This window comes from Dolomitihabitans soli (assembly GCF_022213955.1).
GTDB lineage: Bacteria > Actinomycetota > Actinomycetes > Streptosporangiales > Streptosporangiaceae > Streptosporangium_A > Streptosporangium_A soli.
Window position 1 is genome coordinate 93,170 of record NZ_JAKNTW010000032.1, and the last position, 21,712, is coordinate 114,881.

The 21,712-nt window shown below is 69.8% G+C and carries 18 protein-coding genes; 11 read left to right on the plus strand and 7 right to left on the minus strand.

Annotation, left to right across the window (positions count from 1 at the left end; translation table 11 throughout):
- The first annotated feature begins 4 nt into the window (after positions 1 to 4).
- From MBA17_RS40020 to MBA17_RS40050, 7 genes are read left to right on the plus strand one after another with little or no spacing between them, the layout of a single operon-like run.
- Positions 5 to 463 (plus strand): (2Fe-2S)-binding protein, encoded by a 459-nt coding sequence (locus MBA17_RS40020; protein ID WP_238502975.1) that lies wholly within the window; start codon positions 5 to 7, stop codon positions 461 to 463.
- On the plus strand, positions 460 to 2,832 hold the full coding sequence (locus tag MBA17_RS40025; RefSeq protein WP_238502976.1) for a xanthine dehydrogenase family protein molybdopterin-binding subunit: 2,373 nt from the start codon (positions 460 to 462) through the stop codon (positions 2,830 to 2,832). Before MBA17_RS40020 ends, MBA17_RS40025 begins: the two co-directional genes overlap by 4 nt.
- Positions 2,833 to 2,834: 2 nt before the next feature.
- Complete coding sequence (locus MBA17_RS40030; RefSeq protein ID WP_238502978.1) at positions 2,835 to 3,665, plus strand: FAD binding domain-containing protein; 831 nt, start codon at positions 2,835 to 2,837, stop codon at positions 3,663 to 3,665.
- Between the two features lie 42 nt (positions 3,666 to 3,707).
- Positions 3,708 to 5,171 (plus strand): aldehyde dehydrogenase family protein, encoded by a 1,464-nt coding sequence (locus MBA17_RS40035; RefSeq protein ID WP_238502979.1) that lies wholly within the window; start codon positions 3,708 to 3,710, stop codon positions 5,169 to 5,171.
- A 5-nt stretch (positions 5,172 to 5,176) separates the two neighbouring features.
- Positions 5,177 to 6,394, plus strand: a complete 1,218-nt coding sequence (locus MBA17_RS40040) for an MFS transporter (RefSeq protein WP_238502980.1) — start codon at positions 5,177 to 5,179, stop codon at positions 6,392 to 6,394.
- Complete coding sequence (locus tag MBA17_RS40045) at positions 6,381 to 7,769, plus strand: dihydrolipoyl dehydrogenase family protein (RefSeq protein ID WP_238502981.1); 1,389 nt, start codon at positions 6,381 to 6,383, stop codon at positions 7,767 to 7,769. The genes MBA17_RS40040 and MBA17_RS40045 overlap by 14 nt, the downstream gene beginning before the upstream one ends.
- On the plus strand, positions 7,759 to 8,055 hold the full coding sequence (locus MBA17_RS40050; protein WP_238502982.1) for a putative quinol monooxygenase: 297 nt from the start codon (positions 7,759 to 7,761) through the stop codon (positions 8,053 to 8,055). The genes MBA17_RS40045 and MBA17_RS40050 overlap by 11 nt, the downstream gene beginning before the upstream one ends.
- 18 nt (positions 8,056 to 8,073) lie before the next feature.
- Here the strand turns inward: MBA17_RS40050 and MBA17_RS40055 are convergent, their stop codons facing one another.
- From MBA17_RS40055 to MBA17_RS40075, 5 genes are all read right to left on the minus strand, one after another.
- Positions 8,074 to 9,096, minus strand: a complete 1,023-nt coding sequence (locus MBA17_RS40055) for an arabinan endo-1,5-alpha-L-arabinosidase (protein ID WP_238502983.1) — start codon at positions 9,094 to 9,096, stop codon at positions 8,074 to 8,076.
- Between the two features lie 18 nt (positions 9,097 to 9,114).
- Positions 9,115 to 10,581 carry a family 43 glycosylhydrolase gene (locus MBA17_RS40060; protein WP_238502984.1) on the minus strand — a complete coding sequence of 489 codons (1,467 nt, stop codon included), beginning with the start codon at positions 10,579 to 10,581 and terminating at the stop codon, positions 9,115 to 9,117.
- Between the two features lie 309 nt (positions 10,582 to 10,890).
- Positions 10,891 to 11,460, minus strand: a complete 570-nt coding sequence (locus tag MBA17_RS40065; protein ID WP_238502985.1) for a GyrI-like domain-containing protein — start codon at positions 11,458 to 11,460, stop codon at positions 10,891 to 10,893.
- Positions 11,457 to 12,335 carry a MerR family transcriptional regulator gene (locus MBA17_RS40070; protein ID WP_238502986.1) on the minus strand — a complete coding sequence of 293 codons (879 nt, stop codon included), beginning with the start codon at positions 12,333 to 12,335 and terminating at the stop codon, positions 11,457 to 11,459. The genes MBA17_RS40065 and MBA17_RS40070 overlap by 4 nt, the downstream gene beginning before the upstream one ends.
- A 256-nt stretch (positions 12,336 to 12,591) precedes the next feature.
- Positions 12,592 to 14,076, minus strand: coding sequence for an MFS transporter (locus MBA17_RS40075; RefSeq protein WP_238502987.1), 1,485 nt, complete (start codon positions 14,074 to 14,076; stop codon positions 12,592 to 12,594).
- Between the two features lie 287 nt (positions 14,077 to 14,363).
- On the opposite strand from MBA17_RS40075, the gene MBA17_RS40080 reads away from it, so the two are divergent.
- The 4 genes from MBA17_RS40080 (at position 14,364) to MBA17_RS49955 (ending at position 20,201) form a co-directional block, all read left to right on the plus strand.
- Positions 14,364 to 15,032, plus strand: coding sequence for a TetR/AcrR family transcriptional regulator (locus MBA17_RS40080; RefSeq protein ID WP_238502988.1), 669 nt, complete (start codon positions 14,364 to 14,366; stop codon positions 15,030 to 15,032).
- A gap of 328 nt (positions 15,033 to 15,360) precedes the next feature.
- Positions 15,361 to 15,705, plus strand: a complete 345-nt coding sequence (locus MBA17_RS40085; protein WP_238502989.1) for a hypothetical protein — start codon at positions 15,361 to 15,363, stop codon at positions 15,703 to 15,705.
- Positions 15,706 to 15,920: 215 nt separating this feature from the next.
- Positions 15,921 to 18,416 (plus strand): polysaccharide lyase family 8 super-sandwich domain-containing protein, encoded by a 2,496-nt coding sequence (locus MBA17_RS40090; RefSeq protein ID WP_238502990.1) that lies wholly within the window; start codon positions 15,921 to 15,923, stop codon positions 18,414 to 18,416.
- 396 nt (positions 18,417 to 18,812) lie between these two features.
- Positions 18,813 to 20,201 (plus strand): sensor histidine kinase, encoded by a 1,389-nt coding sequence (locus MBA17_RS49955; RefSeq protein WP_455432945.1) that lies wholly within the window; start codon positions 18,813 to 18,815, stop codon positions 20,199 to 20,201.
- Here MBA17_RS49955 and MBA17_RS40100 read toward each other — a convergent pair.
- Complete coding sequence (locus MBA17_RS40100; protein ID WP_274386709.1) at positions 20,139 to 20,774, minus strand: response regulator; 636 nt, start codon at positions 20,772 to 20,774, stop codon at positions 20,139 to 20,141. The genes MBA17_RS49955 and MBA17_RS40100 overlap by 63 nt on opposite strands.
- Before the next feature lie 11 nt (positions 20,775 to 20,785).
- Positions 20,786 to 21,661 carry a CPBP family intramembrane glutamic endopeptidase gene (locus MBA17_RS40105; RefSeq protein ID WP_238502993.1) on the minus strand — a complete coding sequence of 292 codons (876 nt, stop codon included), beginning with the start codon at positions 21,659 to 21,661 and terminating at the stop codon, positions 20,786 to 20,788.
- Positions 21,662 to 21,712: the final 51 nt, after the last annotated feature.

Sequence of the window (21,712 nt, forward strand, 5' to 3'; positions counted from 1 at the left end):
TCACATGCAGATCTCCCTGATGGTCAACGGGGTGTCGGTCGAGACGACCGTGCTCCCGCATGTGCTGCTCGTGGACATGCTCCGCGACACCTGCGGCCTGACCGGCGCGAAGGTCGGCTGCGGCACCGGCCAGTGCGGCACCTGCGTCGTACAGCTGGGCGACCGGTCGGTGAAGGGGTGCCAGGTGCTGGCCGTACAGGCCGACGGGGCCGAGGTGACCACGGTCGAGGGCGTGGCGAACGGCGAACTGACCCCGCTGCAGCAGGCGCTGTGGGAGGAGCACGGGGTGCAGTGCGGGTTCTGCACCCCCGGCATGGTCATGGCGCTGACCGACCTCCTGGAACACGAGCCCGCGCCCGACGAGCAGGCGATCCGTGCGGGGATCGCCGGAAACATGTGCAGGTGTACCGGATACGGCGGCGTGCTGCGCGCCGTACGGAAAGTCGTGGGGGGCAAGCCATGACCGCTTTCGGTGCGGACCTGAAGGACCGCGAGGTTCCCGGGATGCTGCGGGGCGCGACGGCGTTCACCGCGGACATCAGCCTGCCGCGCATGCTGCACCTGGCGTTCGTGCGCAGCGAGCACGGCCACGCGCGGATCGACTCGATCGACACCGCGCAGGCGGCGGCGATGCCCGGCGTGGTCACCGTCGTCACCCAGGAGGACCTGGCCGGCGCGCTCATGCCGATGCCGTGCATCTGGATCCCCGGCGGCGTGGAGAGCCACTTCCCCCCGCACCCGTACGGCGTGCCGGGGGCGGGAACGGTCCTGGCCGACGGCGTCGTGCGGTTCATCGGGGAACCGGTCGCCGCCGTGGTCGCCGAGACCGTCGAGCAGGCGGACGAAGCGGCTCGGGCGGTGGTCGTCGGCTACACGCCGCTGCCCGCCGTCACCGAGCCGCAGGCGGCGCTCGCCGACGGGGCGCCGCAGCTCCACGAGGCGGTGCCGAACAACCTCAACGCCCTGTGGACCTGCGGGAACGCCGAGGCGGCCGACGCGGCCATCGCCGCGGCCGAGGTCGTCGTCGAACTCGACCTCTACAACCAGCGGACGATCAACAACCCGATGGAGCCGAGGGCCGCCATCGGCGACTACGACCCGATCACCGAGGAGTACACCCTCTACGCCACCACCCAGTCGCCGCACAACCACCGGTTCCTGCTGTCGGCGCTGGTCCTCGGCATCCCGTTCAACAAGCTCCGGGTCATCGCGCCGCCCATCGGCGGCAGCTTCGGCACCAAGGGCTACCTCTATCCCGACATGCCGCTGGTCCTGCACCTCGCGCACAAGCTCGGCCGTCCGGTGCGGTGGGCCGACACCCGCGAGGGCCTGATGCGCTCGACCGTCCAGGGCCGTGACCACCGGCAGCACATCACCCTGGCCGGCACCCGCGACGGGCGGATCACCGGACTGCGCTGCACCAGCTACGCCAACCTCGGGGCCTATCCCTCCACCATCGGTCCCGGCGTCGCCACCGCGCTGATGGGCCGGAGCATCACCGGGCCCTACGAGATCGCGAGCGCCTTCTGCGAGGTCCACGCGGTGTTCACCAACACGGTGCCGCTGGGCGCCCAGCGCGGCTCCGGCCGCGCCGAGGCGACCATGATCACCGAACGGGTGATCGACCTGTACGCCAGGGAGATCGGCGCCGACCCGGCCGACGTCCGGCTCCGGAACATGGTCCCGCCGGACCGGTTCCCCTACGACAACGGCCTCGGCTGGACCTACGACTCCGGCGACTACCCGGCCGCGCTCCGCCGCGCCCTCGAACTCGCCGGCTATCACAAGGCCGAGGTGCTGCGGCGCGAGGCGCGGGAGCGGGGCAAACTGCTCGGCATCGGCGTCGGCTCGTTCGTGGCGATCTGCGGCGTCGGCCCCTCGACGCGGATGCAGGCCGAGGGCATGCTCGGCGGCACCTGGGAGAGCGCCAACATCCGGGTCCACCCCAACGGCGAGGTGGCCGTCACCATCGGATCGACCTCCACCGGCCAGAGCCACACCACCACCTTCGCCCAGATCGCCGCCGACGAACTCGGCATCGATCCGGCCGCCATCGTGGTGACCCAGGCCGACACCCGGAAGGCCCCGTACGGCCAGGGCACCTACGGCAGCCGCTCCTACAGCGTCGGCGGCCCCGCCGTGGCGATCGCCGCCAGACAGGTGATCGCCAAGATGCGGACCGCCGCCGCGCACTTCATGGGCGTGTCGGAGGACCTGATCGAGTACGCCGACGGCACCTTCACCGTGCAGGGCAAGGAGGACGCCGCCAAGTCGTTCCAGGACATGGCGATGGCCCTGTGGTACGGCTGGAGCCTGCCCCCCGGCATGGAACCGACGGTCGACGTGACGACCTTCTTCGACCCGCCGGACTTCAACTACCCGTTCGGCTCGCACGTGGCCGTCGTCGAGATCGACGAGAACACCGGCCAGGTGGAGGTCGTCGACTACGCCGCCGTCCACGACGTCGGCCCCGTCGGGAACCCGATGGTGGTGACCGGCCAGTTCGAGGGCAGCATCGTGCACGGCCTCGGCCAGGCGCTGATGGAGCAGGCCAGATACGACGCGACGGGCGCCCTGCTCAGCGCGGACCTGACCACCTACGCCATGCCGCGCGCGCACGACCTGCCCCCGCTCGAACTGGACCGGACGGTCACGCCCTCGCCGCACAACCCGCTCGGCGTCAAGGGCGCGGGCGAGATCGCGACCGTGCCGGTGACCGCCGCCGTCGCCAACGCGGTCTGCGACGCGCTGCGCGAGCTGGGAGTCCGGCACATCGACATGCCGTTCACCCCGGAGAAGATCTGGCGTGCCATCAACGAGGCCAAGGGGTGACCATGGAGCGGTTGGAATACACGGCGCCGTCCAGTCTCGACGACGCGCTGGAAGCCCTGCACGCCAATCCCGGTGCTCGCCCGCTGGCCGGCGGGCACAGCCTGATCCTCGATCTGAAGAGCCGGGTGAGACGGGTGCCGCTGCTCGTCGATCTCGGCAGACTGGCGGAACTGCGCGGGGTGCGCCGCCGCCCCCGGGGCGAGCTGGAGATCGGCTCCATGACGACCATCACCGAGTTGGTCGCCGATCCCCTCGTGCGGCAGTCGCACGTCCACGGACTGCTGTCGGACGCCGCCGCGACCCTGCCGGACGCCCAGGTGCGGAACAGAGGGACGATCGGCGGCGCAGTGCTCGCCGGGACCGATGTGGCGGCGGCGCTCATCGTCCTGGACGCGGAGACACACATCCGGAGCAGGGACGGGAGGCATCGGCGGATCTCCGTCGAGGACCTTCTCGACCCGGCGACCCCGGGACTGGCGCCCGACGAGGTGATCACCGCCGTGGGTGTCTCGGCGGCGACCGCCTCCGGCGCGCACGAGAGGCAGCCGGAACCCGCGACCCTCACCTCGCTCTGCGGGGTGGCGGTGAGCGTGACCTTCCGTGCCGATGGAGCGATCGACACCTGCAAGGTGGCCGTCTGCGGCGGGCGCACGCCCGCCCGCCGACTGCCAGCACTTGAACGTGCCATGACCGCTATTCCGGAAAGGGCCACCGGGCTGCCGCTCGATGACGTCTTCGAGTCCGACGACGTCGCCTCGGGTGAGTACCGCGCCCACCTCGCCCTCGTGCTCGCGAAACGGGCGGTCGCCCGTGCTCGCGACCGGGCGATCTGAAATGGCCCTGTCTCGGACCTGCCCAAGGAGATGGGACAGACCGTGACCTCTTACGTGATCACTGAAGGACGGCTCTTCATCGACGGCAAGTGGCGGGCCGCTCTCGACAAGCAGACGGCCCCCACGATCAACCCCGCCGACGGCTCCGAGATCGCCCAGATCGCGCAGGCGAGCGAGGCGGACGCGGACGCCGCGGTCGACGCGGCGCGGCGGGCGTTCGACGAGGGGCCGTGGCCCCGGATGTCGGTGCACGAACGGGCCAGGCTGCTGTACCGGGTCGCGGACCTGGTCGAACGGGACGCCGACGAGATGGCCTACCGCGAGACGGTGGACATGGGCAAGCCGATCATGTTCTCCAGTTCGGTGGACGTGCCCATCGCGATCCAGCTCCTGCGCTACTACGCCGGCATGGCGACCCAGCTCGACGGCTCCACCCGCGGCGCCGACACCCCGACCCTCAACTACACCCTGCGGCAGCCGCTCGGCGTGGTCGCGGCGATCACCCCGTTCAACTTCCCGCTGCTCCTCGCCCTCACCAAGATCGCTCCGGCGCTGGCGGCGGGCAACACGGTCATCCACAAACCGTCGCCGGCGACGCCGCTCACGGCGCTGAAGATGGCGGAGCTGTTCGCGGAGGCCGGCTTCCCCGACGGCGTCATGAACGTCATCACCGGTCCCGGCGTCGAACTCGGCGAGACGCTGTCCAAGCACCCGAGGATCAACAAGATCGCCTTCACCGGATCGACCGAGGTCGGCAAGGCGATCATCAGGAACTCGGCGGACACCCTGAAGAAGGTGACGATGGAGCTGGGCGGCAAGTCGCCGCACATCATCTTCGCCGACGCCGACCTCGACGCCGCGCTGGAGTACGCCTTCTTCGGGATCTTCTACAACAAGGGCGAGATCTGCACGGCCGGGTCCCGGCTGCTGGTCGAACGGCCCATCTACGACGAGGTGGTGCAACGGCTCACCGATCGTGCCGGGTCGCTGCTCCCCGGCGACCCGCTCGACCCCGCCACCATGTTCGGCCCGCTCGCCCACCAGGGCCAGTTCGACAAGGTCTCGTCCTACGTCGAAGTCGGCGTGAACGAGGGCGCCCGGCTGACCGTGGGCGGCCGGCCGTACCAGCGGAACGGGTCCGCCTCCGGGCTCTACTTCCTGCCGACCATCTTCGCCGACGTGGACAACCGGATGCGGATCGCGCAGGAGGAGATCTTCGGGCCGGTGCTCAGCATCATCCCGTTCACGACGGTGGAGGAGGCGGTCCAGATCGCCAACGACACCGAGTACGGCCTCGCGTCGGGCGTGCACACGCGCGACCTGAAGAAGGCCCTCACGGTCGCGCACGCGATCCACTCCGGCACCACCTGGATCAACACCTACAACAAGTACGACAGCACGACCCCGTACGGCGGCTTCAAGTCCTCGGGGTTCGGGCGTGAGTGCGGGCCCGAGTCGATGGAGAGCTACACGCAGGTCAAGTCGATCTGGGTCGACATCTCATGACCGGGGTGGGCAGTCGCCCGGCGGCGCGCCGCGGCCAGATCTCGGGCGACACGGCGTTCTGGCTGGTCGGCACGATGCTGGTGCTGATGCTGCTGTCGGCTTCCGCTCCGTCCCCGATGTACGGGCTCTACCAGCAGCGCTGGGGATTCTCCGACGCCGTGCTCACCGTGGTGTTCGCGATCTACGCGCTGGCCGTACTGGCCGGTCTGCTGGCGTTCGGCTCGTTGTCGGACGCCATCGGACGCCGCCGGGTGCTGCTCATCTCGCTCTCCGTGATGATGGTCAGCATGGTGATCTTCATCACCGCGCAGGGAGTGGCGGCCCTGCTGGTCGCCAGGGCCGTCCAGGGACTCGCCGTCGGCCTGGCGACCGGCGCGATGGGCGCGGCGCTGATCGAGCTGACGCCGCCGGGCGCGCCCGGCAGGGGAACCCTCGTCAACGCCTCGGGCCCGACCCTCGGCCTGGCCCTGGGCGGGATCGGCGCGGGGGTGCTCGTGCAGTACGCGCCCGCGCCGACCGTCCTGGTCTACGTGCTGATGCTCGCCGGGTTCGCCGTCATCTTCGCCGGGGTCTGGATGATGCCGGAGACGGTGACCGGTACCGGCGGGGGCTTCCGGCCGCACCGGGTGCACATTCCCAAGGCGGTGCACTCCAGGTTCGCCCTGCTCTCGCTCGGGCTCATCGCGATCTGGGCGGTCGGCGGGTTCTACCTCTCGCTGGGGCCGTCCCTCGTGATGAAGCTGCTGGAGAGCGGGGACCGGCTGCTCGGCGGGCTGGTGATCGCGATCCTCGCCGGCGTCGCCACGATCGGGCAGCTGGTCGCGCACAACTGGTCGGAACGCCGTTCCCTGATCCTGGGGCTGGTGCTGCTGCTGGCGGGTCTCGGCTCGATCCTGCTGACCCTCGCCGTGAACTGGCCGGTGATCTTCTTCCTCGGTACGGCGGTGCTCGGGCTCGGCTGGGGCCTGGCGTTCCTCGGGGTGTTCCGCTCGATGGCGGCGCTCGCCGAGCCGGCGCACCGGGGAGAACTGCTCGCGGGCGTCTACGTGGTGGCCTATCTGGCGATGAGCGTTCCCTCGATCAGCGCCGGCCTGATCACCGACCAGGTCGGGCTGCACCAGGCGACCGCGATCTTCGTCGGGGTGGTCGCGGCCGTCTGCGCCGCGGCCCTGGCCGGCAGCGTCCGGTCCGTCCGGGCTGGAGGCGACAGTGCCGTCGTCTGAACACCGGGACTTCGACGTCGTCGTGCTGGGCATGGGGCCCGGGGGCGAGGAGGTCGCCGGACGGCTCGCCGAGGCCGGGCTGTCCGTGGCCGGCGTGGAGGCCGGGCTGGTCGGCGGTGAATGTCCGTACTGGGGATGTGTGCCATCGAAGATGATGGTCCGGGCCGCCGGCATGCTCGCCGAGGCCCGGCGCATCCCCGGTACGGCCACCGTCGTCCCCGACTGGGCCCCGGTGGCGCTGCGCATCCGCGAGGAGGCCACCACCTACTGGGACGACAAGATCGCCGTGGCCAGGTTCACCGGCCTCGGCGGTCACCTGGTCCGCGGCGCCGGCACGATTACCGGCCTCGGCGAGGTCACCGTGACCGGCGACGCGACCACACCGGGCGGTCACGTCCTGCGGGCGCGGCGCGGGATCGTCATCGCCACCGGCTCCCAACCGGTCATCCCGCCGGTTCCCGGGCTGGCCGGCACGCCGTACTGGACCAACCGTGAGGCCATCGAGACCGAGCGGGTCCCCGGCTCGCTGATCGTGCTCGGCGGTGGTGCCATCGGCGCCGAGCTGGCCCAGGTCTTCGCCCGCTTCGGCGCGTACGTCACCGTGGTCGAGGGCGGCCCCCGGCTGCTCCCGGCCGAGGAGCCGGAGGCGGGCGAGGTGGTGGCCGAGGTGTTCACCAGGGAGGGCATCGACGTACGGCTGGGCGCGCGCGCCGCGAGGGTGCGCGGCGACGGGCGGCGGTTCGAGGTCGGGCTCGACAGCGGGGCGACCCTGACCGCCGAACGGCTGCTCGTGGCCACCGGGCGGCGGGCCGACCTGACCCGGCTCGGCCTCGGCAGGATCGGTCTCGACGGGAACGCCCGCGCCGTGCCCGTCGACGATCGGATGCGCGCCGCGCCCGGCGTGTGGGCCGTCGGCGACGCGGCCGGCGGCGGCTTCACCCACATGGCGATGTACCACGCGGGGATCGTGGTCCGCGACGTCCTGGGCCTTCCCGGCCCCGGTGCGCGGCACCACGCCGTGCCGCGGGTCTCCTTCACCGACCCCGAGATCGGCGCCGTCGGCCTGACCGAGGCGCAGGCCCGTGAGCGGGGGCTCGCGGTGCGGGTCGCCACCGTGCCGATGTCGGAGTCGACCCGTGGCTGGATACATGGGCCAGGAAACGATGGATTCGTTAAGTTGGTGGAGTCCGGCGGCGTGCTCGTCGGAGCCACCAGCGCGGGGCCGTCCGGCGGCGAACTGCTCGGCGCGCTCACCGTCGCCGTGCACGCGGGCGTCCCCGTGGCGACGCTACGTACCATGATCTGCGCGTTTCCGACGTTTCACCGGTCCATCGAGGCCGCCCTGCTAGCTCTGGAGACCGAGAATGATCGTTGAGTACATCCGTTATGAGGTCGCCGAGAACGCGGAGTTCGAGGCCGCCTATCGCCGGGCGGTCGTGCCGTTGGAGAAGTCTCCTCAGTGCCTCGACTACGAGCTGTCACGCTGCGTGGACGAGTCCGACCATTACATTCTCCGGATCATCTGGACCTCGGCCAAGGATCATCTGGAGGGGTTCCGCCACAGCGAGCACTTCATGGAGTTCTTCGCTGAGATCAAGCCTTATGTGTCGAACATTCAGGAGATGCGGCACTACGAGCCGGTGATCACGAAAGACGCGTGATCACCGGCTGTCGGGACCTCAGTAGACGAAGGGCCAGCCGGCCGAGTCGTACCCGATGAGGTTGATGCCGAGCCGCGCGGAGCCGTTGTTCGCGTAGTAGTGGTAGAAGAGCACGTCGCTGTCGGTGTCGCTGATCACCGCCTGGTGGCCGGGGCCGTGCACGCTGCCGTGCCCGGCCAGGATCTGCGTGCCCCCGCCCGCGGTCATCGCGACGCCGTCGCGGGCGTGGTAGGGGCCGGTGATGCTGGTCGAGCGGCCGACCATGATGCGGTAGGTGCTGGCGGCGCCGTTGCAGCACGTGTCGAAGGAGACGAACTGGTAGTAGTACGACCCCCGCTTGACGATGAACGGCGCCTCGATCGCGGTGCTGCCGCCGGTGCGCTGGGCGATGCCGCGCATCGTGCCGTCCAGCCGCTTGCCGGTCGCCGGGTCGAGCTGGATCAGCTTGATGCCGGTCCAGAACGAGCCGAAGCTGAGCCACCACCGGCCCTGGTCGTCGATGGTGAGGTTGGGGTCGATGGCGTTGTGGTTGCTCGAGTTCGTGGTCGAGATCACCAGACCCCGGTTGGTCCAGCTACCGGACGCGCCGGTCGTGCTGGTGGCCAGGAAGATCGCGGAGTTGCGCGAACCGAAGGTCGAGGCCGAGTAGTAGAGGTAGTACTGGCCGTTTCGGTAGGTGATGTCGGGCGCCCACAGGTTGGCGCTGCCGCCGGTGTAGGAGGTGGTCCACGGTGCGCCGCCGGGGAACACGGACCCGGCGTTGCGCCAGGCGGTCCGGTCGGCAGAGGTCTTGATCGAGATGTTGTTGCCGGTGTGCACGAGCAGGTAGCCGCCGCTCGGCGTCTTGACCACGGCGGGATCGTGCGCGTCGGTGTTCCCGGTGACATAGCCCGGGTTGGGGTAGGCCGCGGGCGGCACTGTGGGCGTCGCCACCACGGTCGGACGGGACGCGTCGGCCGCGCTCTGGGTCGCCGCGGTCGTCACCACACTCGCGCCGACCACGACGGCCGTCACGACGGCGAACAGGGTGCGAGTTGACATCTTGCACTCCTCACCAGGTCAGGTGGGTTGGATGGACCACTGCTGGCAGTTGTTGTTCAGCCACGACCACTGTCGTACGGCCGTGCCGTCGGCGGTTCCGCAGTCGGCCACGTCGGCGACCTTGCCGCTGTTGGCGTTGACCAGCCGGATCCAGCCGCTGCTGGTCGAGACGAGGCGGAACCGCTGGCAGGTGTTGTTGAGCCAGGACCACTGCCGGATCGCGGTTCCGTCGGCGGTTCCGCAGTCCGCCACGTCGAGGACCTTGCCGGAGGCCACGTTGACCAGCCGGCTGGTGTCGTCGCCCTGGTCCTCCATCCGCCAGCGCTGGGTGGTCCCGCCGTTGCAGGCCCACTGCCGGACGGCGGCCCCGTCCGCGGAGCCGGCGACCTCCAGGCACTTGCCGCTGTTGCGGTTGACCAGGCGGTGGCTCGTCGGGGTGGCGGCGGTCTCGCCCGAGGGCGCGGTCAGCGTGGCGCCCAGGGCGACGGGGGTGCCCAGGTTGGGGGTGCCGTCGGCGTTCCAGGTGAACTTCTGGACGCGGGTCGTCCGGTTGTTGTCGCAGCCGCCGCCGGCGGAGTTGTTGGCGTGGTAGACGATCCAGTTCTCGGTGCCGTCCGGCGAGGTGAAGAAACCGTTGTGCCCCGGCCCGTAGACGGAGCCCGACCGCTGGAACACCGGGGTGGACTTCTTGGTCCAGGAGGAGGCGCTGAGCGGGTTGGTGCCGGTGTAGGCGAGCTGCCCCAGCTTGTAGTCGGGCCCCCAGCACGCGCTCGCCGAGTAGACGATGAAGGTCCGGCCGCCGCGCTGGAGCGCCTCGGGCGCCTCGTTCACGGTGCCGCCCTGGGTCTCCCAGCTCAGCGTCGGGCTGGAGATCCGGCTGAACGCGCCGCTGACCGTGTACGGATTGGACATCGGGGCGATGACCAGGCTCTGGGTGCTGCCTACGATGGATCCGCTGCCCATGAGGTACAACGCGCCGTTGAGGCGCAGCAGGCTGGCGTCGATGAGCCAGCCGCCGGGGTCGAGGTTGGAACCGGTCAGCATGTTCCGGTACGTGTACGGGCCCAGCGGGTCGCCGCCGGCGCTCTCCAGCACGTGCGTGCGCTGGCTGTCGCAGCAGGTGGCGCCGACCTGGCCGGCCGAGTAGTAGAGGTACCAGCGGCCGTTGACCAGATGGATCTCCGGCGCCCAGAAGTTGGTGCCCCGGGACGCCGTCGTGTCCTGCCAGACCTGGACGCTCGGTGCGGTCGCCAGCCCTGCCAGCGTCGGCGACTTCCGCATCACCAGCGTGTTGGTGAAGGTGGTGTTGATCAGGTAGTAGTTGCCCTCGTGGTACTGCAACCAGGGGTCGGCGCCCTTGACCGACTTGATGGGGTTGGTGACCGTGGGAGCGGCAGCGGAAGTGGGCTGCCACCAGGTGCCCAGGGCCGTGACCAGAAAGATCATCACGGCGACCACTGCGGCGCGGGGGGTGCTACGGATCATGGCCTGCCCCTTCAGTGATGTGAGCGATAACATCAGCGAATCGGCGACGTTCGGGACGGTCTCGGGGTGCTGGCCCTCGGTAGCGTTAGCGGCCACATCGGCCCTGTCAAGGATCCGCCCCTGACGCCTCCCCGCACTGCGGGTCAGCCGCGACGGTGACTGAAACTTTCAGGTCGACGGCCGACGCCGGCCTCCAGGTGGCGAACCGCCATGGCCGTTGCCGCACCGGGTCCCATGGTTCAGGCGCCCATGGTGTCGGCGAACGGCCTGGCATCGTCATATCGGTCGATGCCAGGCCGTTCAACCTCCTCAGGAGCGCGCCGGCCGTACCGGGTGGCGGAGGATGGTTCGCATCTTCTCCGGATCGGTCTCCCGCAGGTCCGACAGGTAGATCTCGTGGTGCAGGCCGTTCAGGACGAGGCCGGCGTCCCGCATGTGGGCGTCCATCAGGGCGAGGGTCTTGGGCTCCTCGGCGTACGGTCCGGAGTGGAGTGCCTGCACGCACAAACCCTCGGTGAAGGTGACAAGCTGCACGCGGGCGGCGGCCGGGTGCTCCGCGGCCTCACGTGCCTCGTCGGCCCACACCGCCTCCGCCGAATCGGGCAGCCGCAGGAACAGGTGCCACCACCATTCCTCGCGCGGCACGTCGAACGGCGGGCGCTCATCCTCGACCCACCACCGGCCTTCGAGGTACGGCATCTCGAACATGCGGCCATGACCCGCCGCGATACCGAGCAACGACCCGGCGACGCCGTACAGCGCCGCAATGCTCGTCAGGTGAACGGGCCCGGCCGGCTCGCCCTGTCCCGTGATCGAGAGTCCGCGGACCGGGCCGAACTCGACCTCTTCCGGCTCGTCGGCAGCCGAATACCAGTTCATCGCGGGTCCTCCAGTTGGATCATCAGATGCGTCACCAGTCGGTCCGGTGACGTGGTCGTGGGGTCGGTGACGTACACCTCGCGCAGCGGGCCGCAGGGCGTGTGCCCGCGCTCACTCACCCAGGCGAGCAGCGGATGCGCGGTGAGAGCAACCTGGTCGTACGGCCCGACATGGGTCGCCGAGGCGAACAGGCCACCAGGCAGGATGTCCGAGGACGTCCCCGGCACGTCCGCGAAAGTTTTCGAGACGTCGGAGGACGTTCTTGGGACATCTGAGGAAATACCCGGAACATTGGAGAACGTCCTCGGGACGTCCGAGAACGTCCCCGGGACGTCCGAGGATGTCTCCATCGCGACGGCCACGGCGACCTCCTGCGTGATGTCGAGCGGGAACAGCCCGATCAGCGGGCCCTTCGGCTCGCCCACGGCCGCGATCAACCGGGCGACGCAGGCCGACGTGACGGAGCCGATCCGCTCCGGTGACGCGATGTCCCGTACGATGGCGACCCGCTTGGCGGCCTCGCGGACGACGGTCACCTCCGCGCGGGGCAGGCCGTCGGAGACGATGCGTTCGAGCGCGGCGAAATTACGTCTGGTGCGCGCCAGTTCGGCTTCCATCCGGTCGCGTACGCCGCCGAGCGCCTCCGGCTCACCGGCCAGCACCCGCCCGATCGACGGGAGGGGTACGTCCAGGGACCGCAGCAGGCCGATCGTCAGCGCGGTGCGCGCCTGGTCGGGCCGGTAGTAGCGGTACCCGGTGTCCGGATCGACGTGAGCCGGAGTCAGCAGGCCCAGCTCGTCGTAGTTACGCAACTGCTTGACGCTGAGCCGGCACAGCCGTGCGAACCGCCCGATCGGCAGATATCCCTCGTTCACCACGCCAGCATGGACGCTCCCACAAGGGGAGAGTCCAACCGGGCTCGCGTCCGCCGCGGTGGTCGACGACGGGAGGCGGTCGGCTCAAACCCCAGCTCGCTGCCCGCGAGGGCGATACTGCCTCGCATGACGGCTCTCCGCCGCCATTCCCCTGGAGCGGCTGACGCCGTGGGGCAGAAAGGTGATCAGGGATGAAGTGCTCGCGAAGGCGCCGTGAGGGCCGCCCATTTGTCGTGCCTGGGTGCGATTGAGGACCTCACGGTGTGGGGTTCTTGGCCGGTTCAGTCTTAGCGATCGCGGTGATGTCTCGCAGCAGCCAAGCGACCGCGACCGCCGCGCTGACTGCGGTTATAGCGCTGATCACGCCGACGACGTTGAACCCGGCGATGAACGCCTCCCTGGCCGTTGTGAGCACAATCGTGGCTACCGGGTCGGGCAACTGCTGGGCCACGCCGTTCGCGCTTGCGAGGCTTGCTCGTGCGGCATCGGCGCTCTCCGCGGGCACGCCGGCTGGCACATCGCTCATCCCGTTGCTGTAGACGGCGGCAAGGACGCTGCCGAGAGCCGCGACGCCGAGCGCGAGCCCGAGCTCGATGCTGGTGCTCGACATGGCCGCGGCAGAGCCCGCCTTGTCTTGCGGAGCACTGGCCACCACCAGGTCGGTAACCAGCAGCACCAGCGGGGCCATGCCGGCCAGGACAAGCACCATCGCCACGACCAGGTTCCCGTTTCCTGACCCTGTGTCGACCATGGCGAGCAGGCTGTACCCGGCAGCTGCGACGATCAGGCCGCCTGCGATCAGCCATGCGCGTGGCAGTCTCGCCGCGATGGCAGGGATGACCAGGGCCATCAGCGCGAAGATCCCGGTTCCCGGTAGCAGCCACAGCCCCGCCTGGATCGGTGACTCGTTGAGCACCAACTGGAAGTACTGCGGCATCAGGAACAATACTCCGCCGATCGCGAACTGCCCCACCAGCAACGCTCCCAGCGCGACACTGAACGCACGGCCGCGAAACAGCCGGAGGTCCAGCAGCGGGCTGTCCATCCGGTTCTGTCTGCGGACGAACAACACGGTAAAGGTGGCGCCGATCATCAGGCCGAGCAGCACGGGCAAGGACATGCCGTGGCTGGCCAACTCCTTGACGCCGTAGATGATCGGCAGGATGGCGACCACCGATAGGCCCACGCTGGGTAGGTCGAGCCTTCCGGGATCGGGGTCCGCGGACTCGGGCAGCAAGATCGGCGCGAGCAGCAGGATCAACGCCATCACCGGGACGGCGGCCAGGAACACCGCGCCCCACCAGAAGTTCTCCAGCAACAAAGCGCCGATTAGGGGGGCGATCGCACTACCGGCTGTGAAGCAGGTCATCAGAACCGAGATGGCCGCGATGCGCTGCTTCGGATCGGCGAAGACGTTGTGCAGGATGCCCAGGATCGATGGCACCAGCGCCGCGCCCGCGATGCCCAGGACGGCGCGGGAGGCGATCAGCATCTCCGCGCTCGCGGAGAACGCGGCCAGCACCGACGCCACTCCGAACCCGGCCGCGCCGAGGACCAGCAGCCGCCTGCGCCCGATCCGGTCGCCGAGCGTGCCCATGGTGATCAGCAGCCCACCGACGAGGAAGCCGTAAACGTCCTGGATCCACAGCATCTGCGGTCCCGAGGCGCCGAGATCCGCGGTGACGTGCGGCAGTGCGAGGAACAACACGGTGTTGTCCATGGCGATCAACACGCTGGCCACGGACAGAACGGCGAGGCCGATCCACTCCCGCGGACCGGCCCGCATGGCGATGGGCCGCGATGCGCTAACGGACATACCTGGTGCTCCTCGGTCGGCCGGTGCGGCGCCAGCTTGAGACCAGGCCGGCCCTCGGTTCTCGCTCCGTCGTCTAATGGCGAAGCTGAATAATGTTTCGATACCTAACGTAATGCAATCCCTCCAGGCGTGCAACGACGCTTCTTCTGGAGACGTGACGCTGGCCTAATTGCGTTCCTGACCGCAACGCAACTGCCGTATGGTGGTAGGCGATGATGGCGGCAAGCGAGACCTCCCCAGGCACCGTGCGGGTCGGGCGTCCGCGCGATGCCGCGATCGACGGCGCGGTGCTCGAGGCGACACTGGCGGCGCTCTTCAGCGTCGGTTACACCCGACTGAGTCTGGAGGACGTGGCACGACGAGCTGGGACGACCAAGCCGGCGATCCGCCGGCGCTGGCCGGGCCGCTCGCACCTCGTGCTCGCCGCGCTTGGCTCCCGCCTCGGCGCTGTCAAGGCGCCAGACACCGGCTGCACACTCTGCGACCTCGACGAATGCTTGAAGCTGTTCGCTCGGGCGTTCCAATGCATTTCGCCAGACGTGCTCGGACCGCTCCTCGCCGACTGCGCCGGCGACCGCGGGCTGCGGGAGGCGTTCATGACGACACTGTTCGACCCCCCGCGCGCGGCCGTCGAGCGGACGCTCGCCCGAGCCTACGAGCGCGGCGACCTGCGCGAGGAGGTCGACCCGGCCGTCGTCCTCGACCTCATCGGCTCGTTCGTCTACTACCGCGCTCTGTTCAGTCACCGCCCAGTCGACAACAGGGAGATCGAGCACGCAGTCGAAACGCTACTCCGGGGCGTCGCCAGCGATTACAAGCAGCTCCTCGAGCACAGCCGCCAGACGAGCGCCACTTCCGAGATGCACGCCCTGCACGCCTGAAGGGCTGCCGTCCCCACTGGCTCTGCAGCTGGAGAACGGCAGCGCATCGTCGCGGAAACGCACGTCAAGCCCGACGCCCGGACGATCGGGAGGACCTCGGCCATCCTCAAGATCATTCCTTGGCGTACGTTTCTCTTCACTGTTCCTCAAGGGCCGTACAGGCCGCAGACCTCGGCGGTCTCGAACAGCACCCGGTCGCGGAGCCGGTCGATCGGGATGTCCTTGCGGGGCCGTCGGCTGCAGATCTCGTTCAGCGCTGCCGAAAGCGAATCGAAAGCCTCCTGGCCAAGGATGCGTGTTGTCAGCGATACGCCTCTGAAGGAGATATATGCGTCGCATTACGGTACTCGCCGCGGCCGCAGTCTTGGCCACTGTAGGACTAGCCGCGCCGGCGCAGGCGAGCAGTACCAGTGGCGGCTGTTCCAAGGGTTCCGTCTGCCTGTTCGACACCAAGGGAAACATGCCGTGCGCGACGCCCAACACGACGTGGAGGGTCTGCAAGAACATCACGTCGGCATGGAACCGAGGCTATGCAGAGCCCGGTAAGGATCAGGTGAGCCTGTACGACAAGAACGGCAACTTCATCATCTGCATCCGCAGGGGTGATTGGGACGACCTTTCCCGTACAAGGACCGTGCACGTCATCAAGTGGGGGCGCTGGAGCAACTGCTGATCCCTCGATTCGGGGTGTAGACCAAGTGCGCCGGAGAGGGGCAGCGGCTTGACATAGAGGTAGACGTTCGCCGCCTTCGGGAGGCGTGATCGCCCGAGGTCAGGGGCCGCTCGAACCGGGGAAAGTTTCGTGGGCGCCGCACTGGCCGACGAAAACGGATCATGTAGGGTAAGCCCGGCATACCCCCCAACGGCCTGGAGCCCGCCGTGCCGCACATGTCTCGTCGCCAGGTTCTCTCCCTGCTCCCCGCCGCCGGTCTGCTCACCGTAGCCTCCCCCTCGCGTGCCATGGCGGGGATCGATCACGCGCGGCTGCTCACCAACACCGTGGCGATCTTCGCGGGGACCCCGGAGGTCAACGCCCGGCCCGAGGTCGCCGGCAAGCTCGCGGCGATCGTCAGCACCGCCAGGCAGCGGCTGACCGCCATGGACCAGGCGGGCGATGGCGAGCTGTTCGCCGGCCTGAAGCTCGGCACCGACGACGCCAACCTGCGCCTGGCCTTCCAGTACCTGTACGAGATCGCGCTCGCCACCCGCACACCGGGTGGCGGGCTCATCGATGACACCGCAGTCCAGGGGCGGGTCGTCGACGGCCTGTCGTGGTTGCACGAGCGTTACTTCGGCGACCAGTCGAAGGGCTACTACGGCAACTGGCACAACTGGGAGATCGGCATCCCGACCCACGTGAGCAGGACGCTGATCCTGCTGGCGGAACGGTTGCGGGCGGGACGGCCCGACCTGACGGCGACCTACCTCGCCTCGATGGACGCCTACCTGCGCAACGGCAAGAACGGCGACGTCGACCTCGACTCGCGCTTCCACACCGGGGCGAACCTGGCCGACATCGCCGCCAACCGGATCCTGCAGGGCGCGCTCACCGGCGACGACGCCCGCGTCGGCAAGGCCATCTCCGACCAGGCCACCGTCTTCGCCACGATCGACCCCTACAACCTCCAGCACGGCGTCACCGACGGCTACTACCGCGACGGCTCCTTCATCCAGCACCACTCGGTCGCCTACACCGGCTCCTACGGGCGCAGCCTGCTGTCCCGTGTCGTGCAGACCCTCAAGATGCTGGAGGGCGCGACGAGCGGAGGCGCCTCGGACCTGGCCGGCGTGGTGTACCGCTGGATCGCCGACGGCTTCGCCCCGCTGATCTTCGAGGGCTGGATGATGGAGATCGTCAAGGGGCGGGCGGTCTCGCGTACCAACACCGGCTACACCGACGTCGGGGTGATCATTGAGGCCATCGCCGACCTGGCCGACCACGTCGAGGGCGCCGGCGCGCTCGCCCTGAAGAAGTACGTCAGGCACCTGCCGGCCGCCGACATCGCCGCCTTCGTCTCCCCGATCAGCGTCGCCCGTTACGCTGCCATTCGCGCTGACCCCGCCATCCCGGCCGCCGACCTGAACCCGCCCGCGCGCTCCGTGGCGTTCAACGCCATGGACCGGACCGTCCACCGGCGTCCCGGCTACGCCTTCGCCCTGGCGCGCAGCTCCGACCGGATCAGCAAGTACGAGTACATGAACGGCGAGAACCTCATGCCCTGGTTCCAGGGCGACGGCGCGTACCATCTCTACCTCGCGGGCGAGGACCAGCGCGAAGTCTTCGGCGTCGACTACTACACGACCGTCTCGCCGTACCGCCTGGCCGGGGTCACCGCGCCGGTGGAGGAGCGGCGGACGGTGCCCGAGCTGTACGGCCGGTTCTGGTACGAGAACCCGGGCCATCCGCTGAACTTCACCTCCTCCTCGGAGTCCCAGAACACCTACGTGTACTTCCCCCGCGCTCAGAACGCCTTCTCCGGCGGCGCGACGCTCGGCGCGTACGGCGCGGCCGGCATGGTCCAGTCCGACGACGCCGCGTACACCGCCAAGCAGGCGGGCCTCCTGCCCGACGACTTCGTCGCCTACCGGAACGCCCGCGCGACCAAGTCCTGGTTCATGCTCGACGACGAGATCGTGGTCCTGGCCGCAGGCGTCTCCGGTCAGGGCGGTCGCGGCGCGGTGACCTCCGTGGACAGCCGTATCGCCGCTCCCGGCGACGCGGTCGTGCTCACCGGCGAGGGCTGGAACGGCGGGGCCTGGCAGTCGGACGACACCACGCCGCCGCGCTGGCTGCGCTACGCCAACGGCACCCGCCGTACCGCGGTCGGCTACGCCTTCTTCACCAAACAGCGCGTCGCGGCCGGGTTGGAGACGGTGACCCGCAGCCGCAGAGCCGTCCGCACGGCCAATCCCGACACCAGCGTGACCAAGAACGTCTTCACCGCCTCGGTCGCCCACCCCGCCACCGGCGACGCCCCCGCCCTCGCCTACGCCCTGGTCCCGAACGCGACCGAGACCCGGCTGCGCGGCTACGCGGACGGCCCGCTGACCGTCCTGGCCAACAACCGGCACGTGCAAGCGATCAAGCACAAGACGCTGCGGATCGTCGCCGCCAACGTCTTCGCCGACGGCCCGCGCCACGCCGAGCGCCTGCTCGTCGACGGTCCCGCCTCGGTCATCGTCCAGTCCGGCGAACGCACGGTCGTCGCCCTCTCCGACCCCACGATGAAACGCGACCGCGTCACCGTCGTCGTGCACGGCGCACCCCTCCGCGTCGTCACAGCCGACGAGGGGGTGACGGTACGGCGCGTGCCGGGCGGCACCCTGATCCAGGCGGCGACCCGCCACGCCCACGGCCGCACCTTCACCGCCACCCTGCGCTGACCCGCCAGGCCCACGGCCGTACCTTCACCGCCACCCTCGCTGACCCGGCGGGCCCACGGCCGCACCTTCACCGCCACTCTGCGCTGACCCGCCAGGCCCACGGCTGTACCTTCACCGCCACCCTCGCTGACCCGGCGGGCCCACGGCCGCACCTTCACCGCCACTCTGCGCTGACCCGGCTCCCCGGCGCCTGGCGGCTTCTCGGTGCGCGGGGCGTCCGGGGGGTCGGTGGCCGGGCATGGGGTCGCCACGAGCCGATGCCCTCCGTGTCGACGTCAAGATCGGCGTCATGGGGAACGCCGTCGGACCCGTGGTCGCCCGCTCGCCCGTCTGCGCGTCTGCGCGTCTGCAAGGGAACAGGGTGGGCGGGCACCGGCCAGGCTCCACAATGGTCGGGTGCACAGGCTGATCATCCTACTCGCGGTCGTGCTCGCCGCCTTGGGAACAGTGGCCATGATCGGCGCGGAGTTCGTGGTGACGAAGGTCCCGCTGCTGTTCATGGGATATGCGGCGGGGGCTGCCGCGGTGACGGGTGGCTTGTGGGCGAGGGTGCGGTGGCCGGACAGTCCGGTGGGATCGTTGCTGGCCTGGAGCGGGGTGATGTGGCTGGCCACCGGGGTCAGCTACGGGGGCACGCCCGCGGGTCTCGCGCTGGGCGCGGCGGCGTCGGCCCTCCAGCACGGACTGCTCGGACACGTGATGGTCGTGCTCCCACACGGCCGCGCGGACACGCCGTTCCGTCGAGGGGTCGTGGCGCTCGGCTACGCGGTGCCTCTCCTCTCCGCCGCGATGTCGATGGCGTACGGAGAACCGGCCGACGGGGGGTGCCTCTGCCTGGCTCAGGCGTTCGGCTGGGGAACAGGAGGGACGCCGCTGGCCCTCTTCGGGGTGGCGATGGCCGGCGGATACGTGGTCGCGCTGTCGGCGGCGGTGTACCTGCGCTGGTCTCGGCTGCCGCGGCAGGAACGGAACGCGGCCGTCACGTTCTCCGGGCTGGTGCTCATGCTGCTGGTGCTGGCACTCGAGGCGGGCAACCTGGCGCAGGCCGGCGGACTCGCGGTCTACTTCACCGGCGGGTTGCTGGACAGCCTGGTCGTGCTGGGTTACATCGTCTGGCCGCTGGCCTATCGTGTCGTGCTCGGCCGTACGGAAGCGGCGCGCCGGATGGCCGAGCTCCTCGACGCGGGCGATGAGGCCAGGCGCCGGATCGAGCGGGACCTCCATGACGGCGCCCAGCAGCGGCTGGTCAACGTGCGGCTGTTGCTGGGGCTGGCGCGTGACGAGCCGGCCCGCCTCGGTCAGGCCGTCGCCGAGCTGGGCCGGGCCCTGGAGGAGCTACGGGAGCTGGCGCGCGGCGCGTTCCCCGCGGTGCTGGCCGAGGCTGGGCTGGGTCCCGCGCTCGGCTCGCTGGCCGAGCGGGCCGCCCTGCCCGTCCGGGTACGGACCGACCTGCCCGTACGGCCGGCGCCGCAGGTCGAGCGCACCGCGTACTTCGTGGCCGCGGAGGCACTGGCCAACGCGAGCAGGCACGCCGGCCCGGCAACCGTGGCGATCACTGCTGTGCTGGACAAGGGCCTGCTGACCGTGGAGGTGACCGATGACGGATGCGGGGGTGCCGTTCGGGGAGGAGGCCTGCGCGGCCTGGCCGACAGGGTGGAGGCGTGCGGGGGGAGTCTCTCGCTGCACAGCCCGCCCGGGGCGGGAACCACCGTGCGAGCCGTGTTACCCGCGCAGATAGCGGAGGACGGCCAGGACCCGCCGGTTGTCGGCGGCCGTGTCCGTTAGGCCGAGCTTGCCGAAAATGCCACGGACGTAGCCTTCGACCGTCTTCTGCGTGAGTCCGAGCAGGTCAGCGATGCCCTGGTTTGATCTGCCCTCCGCGACGAGGGTGAGCACTTCACGTTCGCGTGGGCTGAGCCGGTCGAGCGGGCCGGGCTCACGGGGCCGGGACACCAACCGCGCGACCACGGTGGGGTCGAGTACGGTCTGTCCGGCCGCCACGCGGTGCAGCGCGTCGGCCAGCTCGTCCGGCGCCCCGACCCGATCCTTCAGCAGGTAGCCCGTCCGGTGCGGGGCACCGCCGAAGAGCTCTCCCGCGTGATGGGTCTCCACATGGTTGGACAGGAGCAGCACCGCGACGGACGGATGCTCCCGGCGTAGCCGAATTGCCAGCTCCAGCCCCTCGACCGTATAGCTGGGCGGCATGCGGATGTCCACGACCGCCACCTCGGGCGGACGGGCTCGAACCAGTCCCGCCAGCGTCTCCCCGTCGCCCGCCAGGCCGGTGACGGTGAAACCCGCGCGTTCCAGAAGGACGGCCAGGCCCTCGCGGAACAACGCGGAGTCGTCGGCGATCATCACCTGCACGGTCACACGGTAGCCGCAGCCGTCTTCCGGCGCGGCGGCTGGATGTGGCCCGCCCGTACGGCCATGACGAGAAGGACGGCTCCCACGGCTGCGGCGACCAGGATGAGGACGAGCCCGGACTCCGGATCACCGGGGCCGCCGACCCACAGCTGCGGGCCGTTGACATGACCGCGCAGCAAAGGGGTTTCGCTGATGGCGCCGGCACCGGTCGATCCCGCCCCGAACACCGAGTTCTGGAACAGGTTCCAGCCGGTGTGGATGCCGATGGGCAGCCACAGCGACCGGGTCAGCAGAAAGCCGCCGCCGAGCACGAGCCCGCCCGCCACGGTGATGCCGACCAGTGTCAGGGCCGTGGCGTTGGCGTTGGGCGCGTGGATGAGCCCGAAGACCACGGCGCTGAGCACAAGCGCCCACCAGGAGCCCAGGGCCTTCTCCGGCAGCCGCAGCAGCAGGCCGCGGAAGGCCCACTCCTCCCAGAAGGCGACGCACAGGGCGAGCACCGTCATGATGACGAGCGAACCGACGTTCACCGTGACCGCCGAGAAGGTGTACCAGCCCGCCACGGCCATGATCCCGAACACCAACGCCTGAACGACCGCGCCGACCGCTATGCCGCCCAACAGGTGGCGGACCGCGTTCTTGGCCGGGAAGCCGAGGCCTGCGAGCGACTCGCCCTCCATACGCCGGGCCGGCGGAACGGTGACGAGCGCTGCCACCACTCCCGCCAAGCCCAGCAGCAGTCCCAAGGCCGGGGTCAGGCCCTCAGGGCCGATCTGTAAGACCGCGACCAGGACGGCCTGCAGGGCGAAGAAGACGGCCAGCACCACGAACAGCAGGGCGAATGCCTGAGGCAGCGGATGGCCGAGGAATTTGCGCATGGGGGAGCTCCGGTTGGTAGGGGGCGGGCTCGATACTCCGGCACACTCGGC

What these genes read in the sequence shown, in the direction of transcription:
- MBA17_RS40020 (WP_238502975.1), top strand. Translation starts at nt 5, where the DNA reads ATGCAGATCTCCCTGATGGTCAACGGGGTGTCGGTCGAGACGACCGTG.
- MBA17_RS40025 (WP_238502976.1), top strand. Translation starts at nt 460, where the DNA reads ATGACCGCTTTCGGTGCGGACCTGAAGGACCGCGAGGTTCCCGGGATG.
- MBA17_RS40030 (WP_238502978.1), top strand. Translation starts at nt 2,835, where the DNA reads ATGGAGCGGTTGGAATACACGGCGCCGTCCAGTCTCGACGACGCGCTG.
- MBA17_RS40050 (WP_238502982.1), top strand. Translation starts at nt 7,759, where the DNA reads ATGATCGTTGAGTACATCCGTTATGAGGTCGCCGAGAACGCGGAGTTC.
- MBA17_RS40055 (WP_238502983.1), bottom strand. Translation starts at nt 9,096, where the DNA reads ATGTCAACTCGCACCCTGTTCGCCGTCGTGACGGCCGTCGTGGTCGGC.
- MBA17_RS40060 (WP_238502984.1), bottom strand. Translation starts at nt 10,581, where the DNA reads ATGATCCGTAGCACCCCCCGCGCCGCAGTGGTCGCCGTGATGATCTTT.
- MBA17_RS40065 (WP_238502985.1), bottom strand. Translation starts at nt 11,460, where the DNA reads ATGAACTGGTATTCGGCTGCCGACGAGCCGGAAGAGGTCGAGTTCGGC.
- MBA17_RS40080 (WP_238502988.1), top strand. Translation starts at nt 14,364, where the DNA reads ATGATGGCGGCAAGCGAGACCTCCCCAGGCACCGTGCGGGTCGGGCGT.
- MBA17_RS40085 (WP_238502989.1), top strand. Translation starts at nt 15,361, where the DNA reads ATGCGTCGCATTACGGTACTCGCCGCGGCCGCAGTCTTGGCCACTGTA.
- MBA17_RS40090 (WP_238502990.1), top strand. Translation starts at nt 15,921, where the DNA reads ATGTCTCGTCGCCAGGTTCTCTCCCTGCTCCCCGCCGCCGGTCTGCTC.
- MBA17_RS40100 (WP_274386709.1), bottom strand. Translation starts at nt 20,774, where the DNA reads ATGATCGCCGACGACTCCGCGTTGTTCCGCGAGGGCCTGGCCGTCCTT.
- MBA17_RS40105 (WP_238502993.1), bottom strand. Translation starts at nt 21,661, where the DNA reads ATGCGCAAATTCCTCGGCCATCCGCTGCCTCAGGCATTCGCCCTGCTG.